At 56.7% G+C, this 16124-nt stretch carries 9 protein-coding genes and 8 pseudogenes; 12 read left to right on the top strand and 5 right to left on the bottom strand.

What is annotated here, in order from left to right:
- Nucleotides 1-505: 505 nt before the first annotated feature.
- Together KW837_RS12620 and KW837_RS12625 are read right to left on the bottom strand one after the other, a co-directional pair.
- Nucleotides 506-1870, bottom strand: coding sequence for a DUF1329 domain-containing protein (locus KW837_RS12620; protein ID WP_218396132.1), 1365 nt, complete (start codon nucleotides 1868-1870; stop codon nucleotides 506-508).
- A 23-nt stretch (nucleotides 1871-1893) separates the two neighbouring features.
- Nucleotides 1894-3516: a DUF1302 domain-containing protein gene (locus KW837_RS12625; protein WP_371317127.1), complete on the bottom strand. Its 1623-nt coding sequence runs from the start codon at nucleotides 3514-3516 to the stop codon at nucleotides 1894-1896.
- An 853-nt stretch (nucleotides 3517-4369) separates the two neighbouring features.
- Between KW837_RS12625 and KW837_RS12630 the strand changes: the two genes are divergently transcribed.
- The 11 genes and pseudogenes from KW837_RS12630 to KW837_RS12675 form a co-directional block, all read left to right on the top strand.
- Nucleotides 4370-5242 (top strand): cache domain-containing protein, encoded by an 873-nt coding sequence (locus KW837_RS12630; RefSeq protein ID WP_256348729.1) that lies wholly within the window; start codon nucleotides 4370-4372, stop codon nucleotides 5240-5242.
- 119 nt (nucleotides 5243-5361) lie between these two features.
- Nucleotides 5362-5787, top strand: coding sequence for a MarR family winged helix-turn-helix transcriptional regulator (locus tag KW837_RS12635; protein ID WP_218396136.1), 426 nt, complete (start codon nucleotides 5362-5364; stop codon nucleotides 5785-5787).
- A gap of 8 nt (nucleotides 5788-5795) precedes the next feature.
- On the top strand, nucleotides 5796-6848 hold the full coding sequence (locus KW837_RS12640; RefSeq protein ID WP_256348730.1) for an HlyD family secretion protein: 1053 nt from the start codon (nucleotides 5796-5798) through the stop codon (nucleotides 6846-6848).
- Nucleotides 6849-6860: 12 nt separating this feature from the next.
- Nucleotides 6861-8396: a DHA2 family efflux MFS transporter permease subunit gene (locus KW837_RS12645; RefSeq protein ID WP_218396141.1), complete on the top strand. Its 1536-nt coding sequence runs from the start codon at nucleotides 6861-6863 to the stop codon at nucleotides 8394-8396.
- Nucleotides 8397-8567: 171 nt separating this feature from the next.
- Nucleotides 8568-9014 (top strand): MarR family winged helix-turn-helix transcriptional regulator, encoded by a 447-nt coding sequence (locus KW837_RS12650; RefSeq protein ID WP_192343121.1) that lies wholly within the window; start codon nucleotides 8568-8570, stop codon nucleotides 9012-9014.
- Between the two features lie 422 nt (nucleotides 9015-9436).
- Nucleotides 9437-9718 (top strand): annotated as a pseudogene (locus KW837_RS12655) (acyl-CoA dehydrogenase family protein); the annotation flags it as partial.
- Nucleotides 9714-10239: pseudogene (locus tag KW837_RS12660) on the top strand (carboxyl transferase domain-containing protein); the annotation flags it as partial. The pseudogenes KW837_RS12655 and KW837_RS12660, both read left to right, overlap by 5 nt.
- A 49-nt stretch (nucleotides 10240-10288) precedes the next feature.
- A complete protein-coding gene (locus KW837_RS12665) occupies nucleotides 10289-11089 on the top strand; it encodes a gamma-carboxygeranoyl-CoA hydratase (RefSeq protein WP_218396144.1) in 801 nt (266 codons plus the stop codon).
- 43 nt (nucleotides 11090-11132) lie between these two features.
- Nucleotides 11133-12644 (top strand): annotated as a pseudogene (locus KW837_RS12670) (acetyl/propionyl/methylcrotonyl-CoA carboxylase subunit alpha); the annotation flags it as partial.
- A gap of 40 nt (nucleotides 12645-12684) precedes the next feature.
- Nucleotides 12685-13004: pseudogene (locus KW837_RS29065) on the top strand (acetyl-CoA carboxylase biotin carboxyl carrier protein subunit); the annotation flags it as partial.
- Nucleotides 13001-13333 (top strand): annotated as a pseudogene (locus KW837_RS12675) (hydroxymethylglutaryl-CoA lyase); the annotation flags it as partial. The pseudogenes KW837_RS29065 and KW837_RS12675, both read left to right, overlap by 4 nt.
- Here the strand turns inward: KW837_RS12675 and KW837_RS28765 are convergent.
- Nucleotides 13327-13467: pseudogene (locus KW837_RS28765) on the bottom strand (winged helix-turn-helix transcriptional regulator); the annotation flags it as partial. The pseudogenes KW837_RS12675 and KW837_RS28765 overlap by 7 nt on opposite strands.
- Nucleotides 13457-13570: pseudogene (locus KW837_RS12680) on the bottom strand (hydroxymethylglutaryl-CoA lyase); the annotation flags it as partial. The pseudogenes KW837_RS28765 and KW837_RS12680, both read right to left, overlap by 11 nt.
- A gap of 1 nt (nucleotide 13571) precedes the next feature.
- Here KW837_RS12680 and KW837_RS28770 point away from each other — a divergent pair.
- A pseudogene (locus KW837_RS28770) lies at nucleotides 13572-13676 on the top strand (transcriptional regulator); the annotation flags it as partial.
- Between the two features lie 17 nt (nucleotides 13677-13693).
- On the opposite strand, the gene KW837_RS12685 reads toward KW837_RS28770, so the two are convergent.
- The gene (locus tag KW837_RS12685; protein ID WP_256348733.1) at nucleotides 13694-16090 is read right to left on the bottom strand and encodes a TonB-dependent siderophore receptor; all 2397 of its coding nucleotides are present in this window, start codon (nucleotides 16088-16090) and stop codon (nucleotides 13694-13696) included.
- Nucleotides 16091-16124 lie beyond the last annotated feature (34 nt).

A 16124-nucleotide genomic window follows, 5' to 3' on the forward strand; every position in this document is an offset into this window, starting at 1 on the left:
ATAAGTGCGGGTACCAGCGCCGTTCCTCGTACGACTTCCCCTTTTCGTCTTTCCCCTTTTGATGAGTAAATACTCCCAAAACCCCCAAGGCGTTCCGCTCTCGAAAGTGATTGCCCTCAGCCGCTGGTTGTTTTGGGGCTGACGTTGCTGGAGGGAAGGTTTCTCCGACCGCATGGTCCTACCGTCCTTACCGCTGAGCACCAGATGTTGGCGCTGGCTCTGTCGGCTCGGCTGGCGCTGTCGCGGTCCAGGAGCTCGAGTTGACGCCCAGAACGCCACTGGCGGCATGGATGCTTTGGGAAAGCAGGATCAATACAGCCAGCAATAAACGCTTACGCGTGTTCGTTCCTTGGAAGTCATGAAAAAAAAGCGCGCCCTCCGGTGGCGCAGCCCTCCCGTTCTTCGCCTGCAAATTGCTTTCACATTGTCTGCAGACAAAAAAACACCGACCCGAGGGCCGGTGTAGACGGTAGAAACAAGGAACAACGATGAATCGTCCGGAGCTTTAGCGCACGCCTCGCCCAGCCATGGCCTCAGGGGTAAAGGCGTTCGGCGGCAGTTTGTCGACCATCAGGAAAGACGCCTTGGGGTCGCCCTGGCTGGCTACGAACGTGTAGCCACCACGGGCCAAGTCATAACCCGCCAGACAGGAGACAAAGTCCACAGTGCCGATACCGGATACATAGTTGGCGCCAGTGTTGCCAAGCAATACGCGGAAGATTTTGCCGGCCTGGTCGAAGCCTTCACTGGCCACAATGCTCCAACTGTCTTCCTCGAGATAGTAGTTACGCTTGGAGGCCGTATGGCGCATGCCGCTCTTCAATGTTGCCTCGACTACCCATACGCGGCGAAGCTCCCAGCGCATCACATCCGGGTTGACGTGCTGCTTGCCAATCAGGGTCTCGATCGGCGCAGTCACAGTCTTGTAGTTGTTGTAAGGAACATACATTTCCTTCTTGCCGACTAGCTTGAAGTCGAAGCGGTCCATACGCCCGGCAAACATGTTGGCCTCGTCGTAGTACAACACACCGCCCAGCGGCGTAATCGGCGTGTCGTAAGAGAACTCCGGTGCCAGGCGTACACGGCGCTGGCCAGTGGAGTAGCTCCAGGCACGCTGATCCTTGGTGTCATAACGCTGCGGGTACCATAGCAAAACCTTGTTACCGGCATCCCGCGCTGGCGAGAGGGTGTTGGTGAGGCTGTAATAGTAGTAATCACCACCACCCGACCAGTAAGGCGTTGCACCATAGAAGCTGAATTGCTGTGGAGTTGCCAGGTTGCCTGCAGCGTCCACGACCAAGTTAGTACCGCGCCCTTCAGTGAACTCTGGTGCTCGCTCACGCAGCAAGTGGTTCCACATGGCCTGGTAGCCATCTTTCGGAATGGGGAACGGAACGCCGTTGGCACATCCAGTGACACCAACACCATTACTGGTGGTCTGGCATTCCGGATTGGTGGCGTTCTTCAAGGTGGCGGCAGCCCGCTCGGCACTCATCTGCGGATAAGTGCGGTGGGTTGGATAGACATTCACCTTATAGGTATCGGGCCAGCGCCTGATCAACTCCTGCACACCAGGGCTGAGCTTGTCCGCATATTTCGCAACATTCTTGGCGTCGATAGTAAATTGGGGCTTCTCATCGGCAAACGGATCGACCCATTTACCAGAACCTTGTACATAGTTGGCCGGAGGCTTGGTCATTCCGCCGTTATAAGCGGGAATAGTGCCATCCGCGTTGCCGGCCTTTTCCGCCCCCCATGCAGTCAGCTTGGCGCCCAATAGGGCCGCCTCATCTGCGCTGACAGCCGCAGAGGCTGAGTGGATGGCGAACGCAGACAGGATCGCAAGGGAAAGTGCCGCTTGGGTTTTCATGGAAACGCTACCTCTCATTATTGTTAGAAGCTGGTCTTGACGGTCAGACCGATACGGCCGCGGTCGGTGGTCTGCCAGGCACCGTTACCGGTATACGAGGCGCCGTTACGCATGATTCTGGCGGTCGAGTCCGCGTAGGTCAGGGCAACGGTCCATTGGTTGCGGATGTTCAGCTCGCCACCGATGGAGTAGGTGGCCGCGCCTTGGTTGGTACCACCGAAGTCGGCGGTATTGCCCTTCAGACCCGCCTGGTAAGTAACAGGCATCGTCAGGTCCACACCCGGGTAGACCTGGGACCACTGCGGCGCGAAACGGATGCCCAGGCCAATGGCGTCGTCAGTAGCGCAACCTGCCCATTTGCCGCGAGGGCAGTTCGTGGTGCCTTCACCGTAGAACAGGTTTTCGTTCTTTTTCACGTCAATGAGATGGTCGTAGGTCAATTCCGCGGTCACGGTGCCCGAGTCCCACAACGAGTTCTGGGTCAGGCCGTAGATCGTGTTGAGGATCACGTGATACGTGTCACCTCGCGCGCCCTCGTCCGACTGTGCGAACCCTACGGTATTGAGGCCTGCGTTCTTGCGATAAGCGATCTCGGCACCCACGGCGAATACGTCGATAGTGGCGTCGACACTCAGACCAAACAGCTTGGTCTTCTCGGGAAAGACAGCGCGGTACTCGAGGGCGTTATCCGGGTTGCGCAACAGCCATAAGCCGTTTTTCTCGTCGAATTCACGATAGTAGAGACCGACCGTGGTGGCGTTCCAGTCGACGAAGTTGTACTTGGCGTTGATACCCCAGTTGCCGCGTTTTTTGTCGGGTTCTACCGCATCGCCGCGTACAAACGGCAGACCGGCACCGGTCTTGTCGGGACCATCCAGGGTGAAGTCCGATGGGCCGAGGAAGGTACCGCCTTCTGGCGAACGCACATGGTCCCAATCGAAGAAGTATTGCGCCGCTACCGAAAGATTGTCGTTTACCTGCATCGTTGCGGAAATCTGATTCAACGGCAAGAACAACTCACGCACCTCAGTACCGGGAATCGCCGCACCTTTGCGGCCATCAACAGGCGATTGGCTGTAGGCGATACCGGATTGGGTAAAGACCGAGTTGCCCCAATAGACCACATGCTGCCCCACTTTCACCGACAGGGGCATGTTGCCGAGCTCGAAGTTGCCGTACACGAATGCATCGAGGATCTCGCCAGACGGCCCACGGTAAAAACGCTTGGTCGTTGAAGAGTACTTATCGTTGTTGTACGAGGACGGCACTCCCCTGAGGTCCGGATTACGTTCGACGTCGGTATCGCCGTAGGCCTGGTCCGCCCAGCCCGATGCGGAAACCCGGAAACCGTGGGTGTTGCGCCAGCCCACCTCCAGTTCGCTGAGGATATCCAGACGATTGGAGGTGATATCTCCTTTGTCGAACTTGTAGTCGCCGTCGTCGAACGCAGGGTTGCCCCCGATTCGATCATCACGCCCCTCCACACGGGCCTGAAGGTTGTAGCGAAAGGTATTATCCCAGCGGACAGTCCAATCTGAGCTACCGGTGTCGATCTCGATGGCGAAGGCCGGGCTGAAGGCGGCCATGGAGGCACATATTGCTGCTATCTGGGTGGTGTGCTTGCGGGGGCATGCGGTCATTTTCATGTCTTCTCGTTCTTGTTTTATAAAACATGCTGGGGTTCGCAACCTAGGTAACTACGTTAACATAGTTACATCAGAAAACCGCCTCTGTAAAATGATTTCTGCTCGCCCCCCCCCAGAAGGTCATTGCTCGGTTGCTTTTCAACGGAGGTGAGCGTTCTCCTCTTTAGCGTGATCATGCTCATCCGCTCTACGACCAGGGAATACCCACGATTCAAGCCCAGCGCAACGAAAATGCATTGTGTGAATCCGGCGCTTGCAATTCAGTCAGGCACGACTCAACATGGATAACTACGTTAGCGTTGTATTCCAAATCCCTACACCGCAAACATCAATTTTCGAAGGCATGCAGCATCCGCCCATGTTCTCGATACCGCGCATGCAACCCTCTGCGAGCTCGCAGGGTGTAAGTGCCCTGCGCCGCCTTTCTCCACGAACAGAAGGGCGGCGCAGGTTCCCTGTCGCGAAACAGCCAGAGTTGAGAACACCAGATTGCGCATGCTTTGAACAGCCCCAACAAATGGCTATTGCGGAAGCGAACCTAGCGATCTAATCTACATAGGTAACTACGTTAAAGCAGATAGCCCCAAAGGGTTTTCTGTGACGATGGTGAACTAGAACAAAAACAACAGAGGGCCACCTCATGCGCACGCACATGCTAATGCTAATGCTCACCTGCGTTTTTCATCAGTTGGTCGGCTGCTCCGAGCTCCCTGCTCCCGCTACCGACAGGTACCTTGCGCAGCACCACTACTGCGTTCAGCCAACGGAAACCGCATGCAGCCCTCCCGCCAGCGTCTCGCTGGGCGAGCTGTTTCGTTGAGTTTCGTCAAACCGTTTTAACCAAAGGCCCTTTATGCACCCGCACTACGCGCTGAGTTTTGCTTGCTTAATCGCTTTCTCCGGTCTGGTCATGGGGGCGGACCTTCCTGCCCCCGTAGAGGCCTATCAAGCAGAAGCGAGTCAGGCACGAGGCCTGCTCGCGAAGGCCGTGGCCGCGTACAAAGAAGAAGGCGACACCGTGTTGGCTCAGCTTAGTCGCCAGGGAAGGTTCACCACTCCAGACACCTACGTGTACGTGATCAACACTCAGGGCGTGATGCTGGCCAGCGGCGGCCCCTCCGCCATTTACATCGGCAGGGATATCCGTCCGATGCTCGATGACGAATTGAAAAGCGCGCTCAACGAAGCCCTATCCAGTGCCAACGATGACGTTGCCCATAGCCGCGAATACCACTGGATGAACTGGCGGGACGGCAAGCGCGAACGTAAGCGTGTGTATTTTCAACGCGTAGGCGACAAGGTCTTTGCGGCCGGTTATTACATGCCTCGCTCCTCCCCTCAGGAAGCAGCCCAGCTGCTTGGCGACTCAGTGAGTGCCCTGCAGACAGATCCGCGCGCCACCCTGGAAAAAATCAATCGCCTCGACGCATTCTTCAACCGCGACGATCTCTATGTGTTTGTTATCGATGACACCTCCCAGAAATTCGCCGCCCATGGCGCAGACCACCGCTTGGTGGGCACTGATATCCGCACGCTGAGGGGCGCGGATGGCGAGCTGATCGGCCCGCGCCTGCTTGCCGCCGTCAAAGGGCGAGTCCAGGGAGAAGTCACCTACGCATGGCGCAATCCGGTGACGGGAAGCAAAGAGCAGAAGCACACGCTGATGAAGCGACAGGGGCATTTCATCGTCGCTGTTGGCTATTACGCGACCCGCCCTACCCCATGAGTACGGTCAGAGCGTAACCACCTCCCTGCAATCGAATTACGCCTCGACAGCCAATGGCATAGTCGCCGGCAAAAATACGCCCAATTAGTACGCACTACTCATTATGAGGATGACACCCGATGAGCCCTGACCAGATAAGCCTAGGCTTCCTGATCGTGGATGTGGCGAAACTGATGCGCCGCTCCTTCGAGAAACACCTCGCAGGCAACAGGCTGCCCCTCAGTCAGGCCCGCACGCTGATCTACGTGGCCAAACATCAGGGCTGCCGGCAAGTTGAGCTGGCAGACATGCTGGAAATAAAGCCGATTAGCCTGGCCAGACTGATCGACCAGCTGGAACTCGCGGATCTGGTTGAACGCCGTCGCGACCCTAATGACCGTCGTGCCTACCGTCTGTTTCTGCGTCCCAAGGCAGAAGCAGAACTCTCAACCATCGCCCTGGTGGCCGAACAAACGCGACAGCAAGCGCTGCGCAACCTTTCCTCTGACGAAGCCCAGGCCCTGGTCTTCGCCTTGCGTCATGTCCGCACCAACCTCTCTGCATGAGCCAGTTCATGAATAGCGAATTGTCCCTGGAAAAAAAGCCCCAACGCCGTCGCCGATTGCTATTGATGGTCGTGCTTCCTGGCTGCGTTATCGCCGCCTCGGTCGCGCTGTACCTCCACGGTGGACGCTATGTAGAGACGGATAACGCCTACGTCAAAGCCGATAAAGTACCCATCAGTGCGGACATTTCGGGAACGGTGCTGGAGGTAGTGGCCAAAGAAAACCAGGATGTCGCGGCCGGCGAATTGCTGTTCCGCATCGACCCGGCAAACTTCCGAATCGCCGCCGCTAAGGCCGAGGCCGAACTGGCCGAGACACGCACAGACCTCGCCTCCCTAAAAGCCAGTTTTCAAGAAAAGAAAGCTGAACTGGCGCTGGCGCGAACCCGCACCGAATACTCGGCGCGCGACTGGCATCGCCAGGAGAATCTAGCAGCCAAAGGCTATCTGTCCCCCGCTCGCCTCGACGAGGCCAGGCAACTCAAACAAATTGCCGAACAGGAGCAAGTGGCCAAGGAGCACGACCTTACTCGCATCGTCGAATCGCTCGGCGGCGACGTAAACAGCCCTATCGAGAAGCACCCCAGCTACCTGGCGGCTCTCGCAGGACTGGAACGGGCACGGCTGGACCTGGTCCGAATCGAAGTACGCGCCTCGCTGGCCGGCCATGTGAGCAACTTGCCTAAGCCTGGCCAGTACATCATGGCAGGCAGCACCACGATGACCCTGGTCGCCAATCGGGATCTCTGGATAGAAGCCAACTTTCCGGAAAAGGACCTGACCTACGTACGCCCCGGGCAACAGGTAGAGGTGCGATTCGATATGTATCCCAGTCGCAGCTGGATGGGCATTGTCGACAGTCTGAGCCCTGCAACCGGCGCCGAGTTCTCTGTGCTACCTGCGCAGAACGCAACCGGTAACTGGGTCAAGGTCGGCCAACGGATTCCCGTACGAATTCGGCTCGCCGCACAAGCCGACGTACCCGATTTGCGCGCAGGTTTGAGCGCGGTTGTCGAAATCGACACCACGCACCGCCGCAGCCTGACCAGCCTGCTCTTTTAAAGCTCATCGAACATGACATCTACACCACAACGCTCCCCGGAAGCTCGCCGAGCAGTGATTACGTTGTCGGTCATGCTGGCGACCATCATGCAGGCGCTGGATACCACTATTGCCAACGTTGCCCTGCCTCACATTCAGGGAACCATGGGCACTACCCAGGAACAGATCAACTGGGTGCTGACCTCATACGTAATTGCCGCCGCCATCGCCACACCATTGACGGGGTTTCTCTCATCGCGATTCGGGCGCAAGCGCATCCTTATCTGGTCAACCGTGGGCTTCACCATTACCTCTATGATGTGTGGCGCGGCGCAGACCCTGGAGCAGATCGTAGCCTTCAGGATTCTGCAGGGTTTTTTCGGCGCCAGCCTGGTACCTCTGTCGCAGTCATTGCTGCTGGACACCTACCCCAAGGAAAAACATGGGTCGGCGATGGCGATGTGGGGAGTGGGCGTCATGGTCGGTCCGATTCTGGGTCCGACACTGGGCGGCTGGCTAACCGAGTATTACTCCTGGCACTGGGTGTTTTATATCAACCTGCCCTTCGGTGTACTCGCCTGGCTGGGGTTGGCCACATCCGTCCAGGAGAGCTCGATAGATACAACGAGGAAATTCGACTACCTCGGTTTCACTCTACTGGCAGTTGCTATTGGAGCCTTTCAGCTCATGCTGGATCGGGGCGAATCGCTGGACTGGTTCGCCAGTGGTGAAATCCTGGTAGAAGGCTTTTTGGCGGGGCTGTGTCTTTACCTGTTCATTGTACACACCTGCACGCATCCTCAGCCGTTTATCAACCCTGACATGTTCAAAGACCGCAACCTGTGTATGGGGCTGATCTTCATCTTCCTGGTGGGCATCGTATTGCTTGCCACCATGGCCTTGCTACCACCCTTTATGCAGAACCTCTTGGGCTACCCAGTGCTGGACGTGGGCTATGTATTGGCCCCCCGCGGCTTTGGCACCATGGTCGCGATGCTGCTGGTTGGAAGACTGATTTCCAAAGTGGATCCTCGCCCGCTGATTGCCCTCGGACTGTTGCTGACCAGCCTGTCTCTCTGGGAAATGACACAGTTCAATCTCGATTCGTCGAGCGCAGACATCATTCGTACCGGTATCACCCAGGGCTTTGGCCTTGGTCTGATTTTCACGCCGCTGACAACGATCAGTTTTTCGACGCTGGCGCCGGCCTTTCGCAACGAAGGAACTGCGCTGTACAGCCTCTTGCGCAATGTCGGTTCCGGCATTGGCATCTCAATCGTGATTACTTACCTGAGCCAGCGGACACAAATTAATCACGCCGTGTTCACCGGCTACCTGACGCCGTTCAGCCAGCCACTACAACTGGCCGTGCAGGCGGGAGTGTACGACCTTGATACCACAGCAGGCCTGATGAAACTGGACAAGGAAGTTGCTCGCCAGGCCGTGACCCTGGCCTACCTGCAGGACTTCCGCCTGATGATGTTCATCACCCTGGCAGCGCTGCCAATGACGCTCTTGCTGCGTGTGCCCTCGCGAAATCCGCCCCCAGCAAATGTCATAGCCGAGTAGCAGTCGAGCTGGCCGCTACCTCGCGAGTGACTATCGCGAACACGGCAAAGACCCCTTACGTTACTTGTATAACTAGGTTATCGTACATAGACAACAGCAACGGCAGCAGCTAGACATCGCGTTGCCCCATGCCCACTACAACGACAAAAACTCGCACGAAGGGATAGCAGCATGATGTTGGATAAGAGCAACGTGGAGTACATGGTCACCGAAGCAGCCAGGCTGATTCGCTGCGCCTTCGTACAACAGATCGAAAACCGCAACCTGACGCTTCGCCAAGCCCAGGTACTGGCCTACATCGCCAGGCATCCAGGATGCCGACAAGCCGACCTTGCCGAGGCGCTGGCCAAAAGAAACATGACGCTGACCGGAGTGCTGGATCGCCTTGAACGCCAAGGACTGTTAGAGCGACGCCAGGACCCCAGTGACCGCCGCGCACACCTGTTGTTCTTGAAAGACAAGGCATCTGCCGAACTGGACACCATCAGCAGCAGCACGACCAACGTACGCGAAGCCGCACTGCAGAACATCTCCGAAGCAGATATCACCGTGCTGACCAACGTATTGCGCAATATTGCTGAAAACCTGAACAGCAAAACCGTCAAACAACACCGGTAACGGATAACGGGCCGCCCTTCTCACCTCAACAAAGCCGTCGCTGGCCCTCCTCCTGGCCTCACGAATTCATGGCACCGACTTGGCCGTCAAAACCACCGCTAAGCGCTGCATCAAAAATATGCCGCAGCATGAGAAACCCGATGTTCTCGGTGATTCAAAGCAAGGAGCCGCGCAAATTGCTCAAACACTTGGCATCCGATCTTGAGTTCTAGCGCCCCCTCTTCTGGCGAGCCTCTCGTTTTCAATCCCCGTCCTCTTTTATCGGCGCAGTGAAGCCAAAGCCTCTACGCATCTCGCGATCCCGGTAGTAACCAACCAATTTAAGCGCCACACATAGATATATAGGTTTACCTAGTTGACACTCTTAATAATGACGCTTACGTTAACGTAAAGCACGTAACGAGACACTGGAGAGCCACACCATGCATAACCTGCCCCGCCTGAATTTTTTCCTTGGCGAAGAGATCGACATGCTGCGCGAATCCGTTGCGGGCTTTGCCGCAAAAGAAATCACGCCTCGAGCCGAGCAGGCAGACCGTACAGATCAATGCCCTATGGACCTGTGGCGTAAGTTCGGCGATATGGGCCTGCTCGGCCTGACCGTTTCTGAGGAGTATGGCGGCGCGGGCATGGGCTATCTGGCCCATATGGTAGCCATGGAAGAAATATCTCGCGCAGCCGATGGCATCGGCCTGTGCTACGGCCTGCCAGCGCGGCATTCCCTTGCTGTTCCTGCAGCACATCACCGGCTTTATGGTCGGCCAGAAATATGAGGCCGGCAGTATCGCCAAACATGGTGCCAAGCTCGTTACTGCCGTGGCCTGCGCCAAAAGTGCCGAAATTCACGGTGATCATCGGCGGGAGCTTTGGCGCTGGTAATTACGGGATGTGTGGCCGCGCATACGACCCACGCTTTTTGTGGATGTGGCCCAACGCCAAGATCGGGGTGATGGGGGCACAGCAAGCGGCGGGCGTGCTGGTTTAGGTGAAGCAGGGCCAAGCACAACGCGCCGGCCAGGTGTTCACCGAAGAGGAAGAGCAGAACCTCAAGCAACCCATCGTGGTGCAGTACGAACGCCAGGCGCACGCCTACTACTCGAGTGCACGTCTCTGGGACGACGGCGTCATCGACCCGGCGCAGACCCGCGACATCCTCGCACTGGCTCTTTCAGCCGCCCTTAATGCTCCTATCGAACCCACCACCTTCGGTGTTTTCCGCATGTGATATCGGCGCACCTGCACCGCAAAAATGGCCACCCATTGAGACCGAAGAGATGACCGACTTCATCACCATTGAACTGGATATAGAACCAACCGGCGTTGCCACGCTCTGGCTGAATCGTCCCGATAAAAACAATGCGTTCAATGCCGAAATGATCAGCGAGCTGAACGCAGCCCTGCGCATTCTGTTTGATAGCGAGATCGCAAGATTTCTGCTGCTACGAGGGCGAGGCAAACACTTTTCCGCCGGAGCAGACCTGACCTGGACGCAGAACTGCACCTTGCTCAGTTATGCAGAAAACCTCAAGGATGCCCACGAACTGGGTGAACTAATGGAGCGCCTTCATCAACTCCCCATGCCAACCCTGGCGGTCGTTCAAGGCGCTGCGTTCGCCGGAGCAATGGGATTGGTCAGTTGCTGTGACATGGCCATCGGTGCAACGGACGCCTTGTTCAGTCTTTCAGAAGTACGCATCGGGCTGGCCCCGGCGGTCATCAGTCCCTATGTCGTACAAGCGATCGGCGAACGTGCCGCGCGCCGCTACGCCCTAACCGCCGAGCGTTTCGATGGCGAACGCGCGCAGCAATTGGGCCTTCTTGCCGAGACTTACCCGGCCGCAGAGCTCGATCCCGCCGTTGAACAGTGGGTTGCAAACTTGCTGAAAAACAGCCCGCTGGCCATGCGAGTGACCAAGTCCTTGTTGTTGGATGTCGGCAGCGGAGCACTGAGCGCAGAGCTGCGCCAACGCACTGAGACCACCATCGCCAGCATTCGCACCAGCGAAGAGGGTCAGGAGGGGCTGAACGCCTTCTTGGAAAAACGCACACCAGACTGGCTGGGAGAATCGGCATGAAAACTCTCAACACCTTACTGATCGCCAACCGTGGTGAAATCGCCTGCCGTGTGATGCGTACCGCCAAAGATCTGGGGCTCGCCACCGTTGCCGTTTACAGCGATATCGATCGCACCGCTCGGCACGTTCGAGAAGCGGATATTGCCATCAGTCTCGGTGGAACCAAGCCCAGCGAAAGCTATTTGCTCGCGGAAAAAATCATTGCGGCCGCCAAGGCCAGCGGCGCGGACGCCGTGCATCCCGGCTATGGTTTTCTCTCGGAAAACGCCTCGTTTGCCCATCAATTGGAAGCAGCGGGCCTGATTTTCCTCGGCCCACCTGCCAGCGCTATCGAAGCCATGGGCAGCAAGTCCGCAGCCAAGGCATTGATGGAAAAAGCCGGTGTTCCGTTAGTGCCCGGCTATCACGGCGAAGCGCAAGACCTGGAAACCTTTCGCGCTGCCGCAGAGTACATCGGCTACCCCGTTTTACCGAAAGCCACCGCCGGTGGTGGTGGCAAAGGCATGAAAGTTGTCGAGCGGAAGAACGATCTGCACGAGGCGCGCAGTTCTGCTCAACGCGAAGCGCAAGCCGCATTCGGCGACTCGCGGATCTGGTGGAAAAATACGTGATAAAACCACGTCATGTGGAAATTCAGGTGTTCGCCGACCAGCACGGCAACTGCCTTTACCTGAACGAGCGTGATTGCTCCAATCAACGGCGTCATCAAAAAGTCGTTGAGGAAGCACCTGCGCCTGGTCTATCACGCGAGCTGCGGCGCGCCATGGGAGAGTCCGCCGTTCAGGCCGCGAAAGCCATCGACTACGTGGGGGCAGGCACTGTCGAATTCCTGCTCGATGCCCGCGGGGAATTCTTCTTTATGGAGATGAATACCCGTCTGCAAGTGGAGCACCCAGTAACCGAGGCCATTACCGGTCTCGACCTTGTCGCCTGGCAGATCCGGGTAGCACGTGGCGAGCCTCTGCCGATCACCCAGGATGAAGTGCCGCTTCAGGGGCATGCCATCGAAGTACGCCTGTATGCAGAGGATCCTGAAGGCGGCTTTTTACCCACCAGTGGCCATCTCGATTTGTACCGGGAGCCGGCTGGCGGCCCGGGGCGCAGGGTAGACAGCGGCGTCGCCGAAGGAGATGAAGTCTCGCCGTTCTATGACCCAATGGTGGCCAAGCTGATCGCCTGGGGCGAAAACCGTGAGGAGGCGCGCCAACGACTGCTGGTCATGCTCAAGGAAACGGCGGTCGGTGGTTTCAAAACCAACCTGGCCTTTCTCGCCCGCATCATTGGGCACCCGGCCTTCGCAGCGGCGGAGCTGGATACTGGTTTCATTTCTCGTCACGAGGCGGATCTGCTACCCGAGCAAGAGCCGCTACCGGACGACTTTTGGCGTGCGGCAGCCGCCGCATTTGTCATCAGCGATGGCGAGCGCATGCGGCATGATCACCCCTACTCCCCCAGGAGTGGTCACACAGGTTGGCGTGCAGGTCTGCCCAATGAAATCGCGCTGACACTGCGCAATGGTGACCACCTGCCCACTGAAGCTAGCGACAACCGATGATGCATCTGCCCGTCTTCAGCGCCAGACGTTTTACCGCAAAGGTAATGTTCTCTATCTGAAGTGGAACGGTGTATTGCATACGGTTCGCCAGGTGGACCCTATTGCTCATGCAGGTGCGGCTCAGTCGGGACATGGTGGCGGACTCACGGCCCCCATGAATGGCAGCATCGTACGCATCCTGGTAGAGGCAGGTCAGCAGGTCGAGGCTGGCGCACCGCTGGTGGTACTGGAGGCCATGAAGATGGAGCATAGTATCGCGCCCCCCACAATGGCGTGGTCCAAGCCATTTACTGCAGTGAAGGCGAACTAATCAGCGAGGGTGTTGCCCTGGTCGAACTGGAAAAGGAGACCCCGCCATGAGCCTGCCATCGAGCGTTCGCTTGGTGGAGGTCGGGCCGCGTGACGGCTTGCAAAACGAGAAGCAGCCGATAGGGGTAAACGACAAGATTCACCTGATCAACCAACTCTCCGCCTCGGGACTCGGCTATATCGAGGTGGGGAGCTTTGTTTCCCCCCAGTGGGTACCGCAAATGGCTGGCAGTGCCGAGGTCTTTGCAGGTATTGAACAGCGCGACGGCGTCATCTATGCAGCGCTGACTCCCAACCTCAAAGGACTCGAAGGCGCGATAGCAGCGGGCGTCAAAGAGATAGCCGTTTTCGCCGCCGCTTCCGAAGCGTTTTCCCGACGTCTGATGGCGTTAAAACGATGCGGCCCGTCATCAAGCACCGCCAGAACCATCATTGACCACTTATCAGCGATTTGGTCGAACAGCGCCCGGCTTGGGCACTCCGACGAAAAACATTGCGGCTTTAATTCCAGCATCGAAGTTTCCTACACTGATGCCTTCCAGCAAGCTGGCGTAGATATTGGCCAATGCCTGGCCATAGGTGTCATGGAAATGACCGGCCAGTTTGTCGCGTGGAACCCAGCCATTTCGCGAATTGCATAGATGGACGCTCGACAAACTGCCCGAGGTTGAAGCGGCCCGGTCGAAGTTTGACGAGGCCGCGGAGTTTAAGCTGGCGGAGTGATTCGGTTACCGCGCAAGCTACAATTTATAGTTCAATGTCATCAGTGCATTACGCGGCGCTCCATAACTGACAGTATCGAAATCGCCTTTCTGGGTTGCATATTTTTTATCAAACACATTGTTGACATTGATTGATAGGTCCATGTTCCTTGTCAACTCATAACGCGCCATCAGTGACGTCAGCGCATAGGGGTCTTGTTCCGCTACCCTCGTGCTCGTACTGCTGCTTAAGAAGCGGCTTTGCCATCTGACGCCTCCGCCCAAAGTCAACTTTTCCAACATGCCAGGTAATTTGTACGTAGTGAACATCTGAGCGGTTGTGCGCGGTACCTGTGCGTTCAGCCTGGCGTCGTTGCCATCCTTGGCTGTGAAAGCGGCGATGCCAGCGTAGATGTTCCAATTGGGAGCAACTTCACCCTGCAGGTCAAACTCGACCCCGCGGGATCTGGTGCCATCAATACCTTTGTAAGCTTGCGCACCGCCTGGCGTAAGAAGACTGCCATCCGGTTGTGCAGCGTTGTCCAGTTCAGTGTCAAACAATGCGACAGACGCATTCAATCGCCCCTCCAGGTATTCAGCCTTGAGGCCAATCTCTTTCGTCTTGCCCTCCGTCGGTGTGAGGACATTGCCATTGCTGTCTCGGAACGATGTTTGCGGGTTAAATATGCCGGTATAACTGATATATACGGAATACGTATTATCAATGTCGTATATCAGGCCTGCATAAGGTGTAAACTCATTACTCTTTTTATAATTGAACGGCGTCCCACCTGCAGTCTCGTCGATCTCGTACCGACTGAACCGCCCTCCGACAATCAATTTCAATGGGGCGGCCAATGAGAATCTCGCTGTACTATAGAAGCCGCGCTGTTTAACCTCGGTATCGGTCGGCATAGACGCCATTGCATCAAAGTCGGGCTTGGGGAAATGATTATTCCAATTGTAGATATTGCCGGGTGTGAACCCTACAAAAAAGGGACTGATATCGTCTTTATTCGAGGTATACCGAGAACTCATAGCGCCTACTACCAGGTCATGTTGGCGCCCCATTAAATCGAAGGGACCGCTCGCCATCACATCAAAGGTGTTTTGACGGCTTTTCCCTTTGCCGGCCAACGCAACCGGATAAGCGCCATTAGGGAAAATGCCTAATCCAGTCTCCTGGTCGGGTGTACCAAACCCGCCCAATAACTGGGAGTCATACTTAGTGCGGTACTGGTTCACCACACCGTGAACTTTCCAACCGTTATCAAACCGGTGTTCAAGTTCGGCAAAAGCAGTCTGCCGGGTGCTGTCCCAGCGATTCCAGTCCGCGGCCAGGGATTTGGAGCGCGACCATTCTGCCTCTGAGCCGTTGCTGAACCATAGAGGAACACCGCCCCATGTCGGTCGCTCAGGGGAACTGTTCTGATAGTCATACCCAATATCCAAAGTGGTATCTTCGGTGAGATCTGCCTCAATGACCCCGTAGAACGCTTGCTTTTGTGTTTGGTAACCATCGATGTAGGAGTGACCATCGTTATTGACCCCTACCATACGTGCTCGGATACGACCGTCGGTTGTCAACGGTACGGAAACATCCCCCATCTCTCGGAAACTGTCCCAGGCCCCCGCACTGATAGAGGTGGAGGCCGAGAACTCTGGCGTTGGTCTTTTGCGCACCAGGTTGACCGCAGCCGACGGATTGCCCGTGCCGGTAAGAAGCCCGTTAGCCCCGCGCACAATTTCGACACGGTCGTAAAATGCCGTTTCCAGGTCGCTGATACCGCTGCCGTTTATGACATCACCGATGATGGCGGGTATGCCGTCATACTGAATGTTGTCGATCAGAAAACCTCGGGAATAGAAACTCGTGCGTTGGCTATCTGATTGGTAAGACGAGATGCCAGTCGTGCTCTCCAGTACCCCCTGAACTGAATCCAGCTTTTGATCGTCCATGCGCTGACGCGTTACCACGGAAATTGATTGCGGCGTCTCCCGCAACGTCAGCGGCAAGCGAGTCGCGGCGGTGGTCTGGCCGGTGGTGTAAAGCCCCGTCCCTTCCGTCGTGGTGGTATCGGGTGTCCTCGTCCCGCTTATCGTCACCGATGGGAGAATCATCACGCCTTGAGACTGAGTGCTCTCATCGGCTTCGACAGGGTCCTGCGCCATTACACAACTCGAACTACCTAAAAACACCAACAGCACTGCAGTCACTGGGTTTGTCAGCAAACGCTCAGGCACGCAAGGGCGCCGCTCACCGCAGTAAGTCAACAAACTCCACATCAGCCATTCCTTATCAAGAAAAAACAGACAGCGGCCGACCGTCGAGAGACGGGTTTGAGAGAGGGCCGACAACTCAACCGGCACCAGGCCGGAGAACAGAAGTGACAAATCAATCTCAAGTGAAACTGATTTGCATTCGTTGTCGCGCAATCTAGCAACAAGCCGCCGTTGCCAGATATCGAAG

The organism is Pseudomonas sp. PDM24, from assembly GCF_019218905.1.
GTDB lineage: Bacteria > Pseudomonadota > Gammaproteobacteria > Pseudomonadales > Pseudomonadaceae > Aquipseudomonas.

Excerpts from the sequence above, each read along its gene's own strand:
- KW837_RS12620 (WP_218396132.1), bottom strand. The coding sequence starts at position 1,870 with ATGAAAACCCAAGCGGCACTTTCCCTTGCGATCCTGTCTGCGTTCGCC.
- KW837_RS12645 (WP_218396141.1), top strand. The coding sequence starts at position 6,861 with ATGACATCTACACCACAACGCTCCCCGGAAGCTCGCCGAGCAGTGATT.
- KW837_RS12630 (WP_256348729.1), top strand. The coding sequence starts at position 4,370 with ATGCACCCGCACTACGCGCTGAGTTTTGCTTGCTTAATCGCTTTCTCC.
- KW837_RS12625 (WP_371317127.1), bottom strand. The coding sequence starts at position 3,516 with ATGAAAATGACCGCATGCCCCCGCAAGCACACCACCCAGATAGCAGCA.
- KW837_RS12665 (WP_218396144.1), top strand. The coding sequence starts at position 10,289 with ATGACCGACTTCATCACCATTGAACTGGATATAGAACCAACCGGCGTT.
- KW837_RS12635 (WP_218396136.1), top strand. The coding sequence starts at position 5,362 with ATGAGCCCTGACCAGATAAGCCTAGGCTTCCTGATCGTGGATGTGGCG.
- KW837_RS12650 (WP_192343121.1), top strand. The coding sequence starts at position 8,568 with ATGATGTTGGATAAGAGCAACGTGGAGTACATGGTCACCGAAGCAGCC.
- KW837_RS12640 (WP_256348730.1), top strand. The coding sequence starts at position 5,796 with ATGAATAGCGAATTGTCCCTGGAAAAAAAGCCCCAACGCCGTCGCCGA.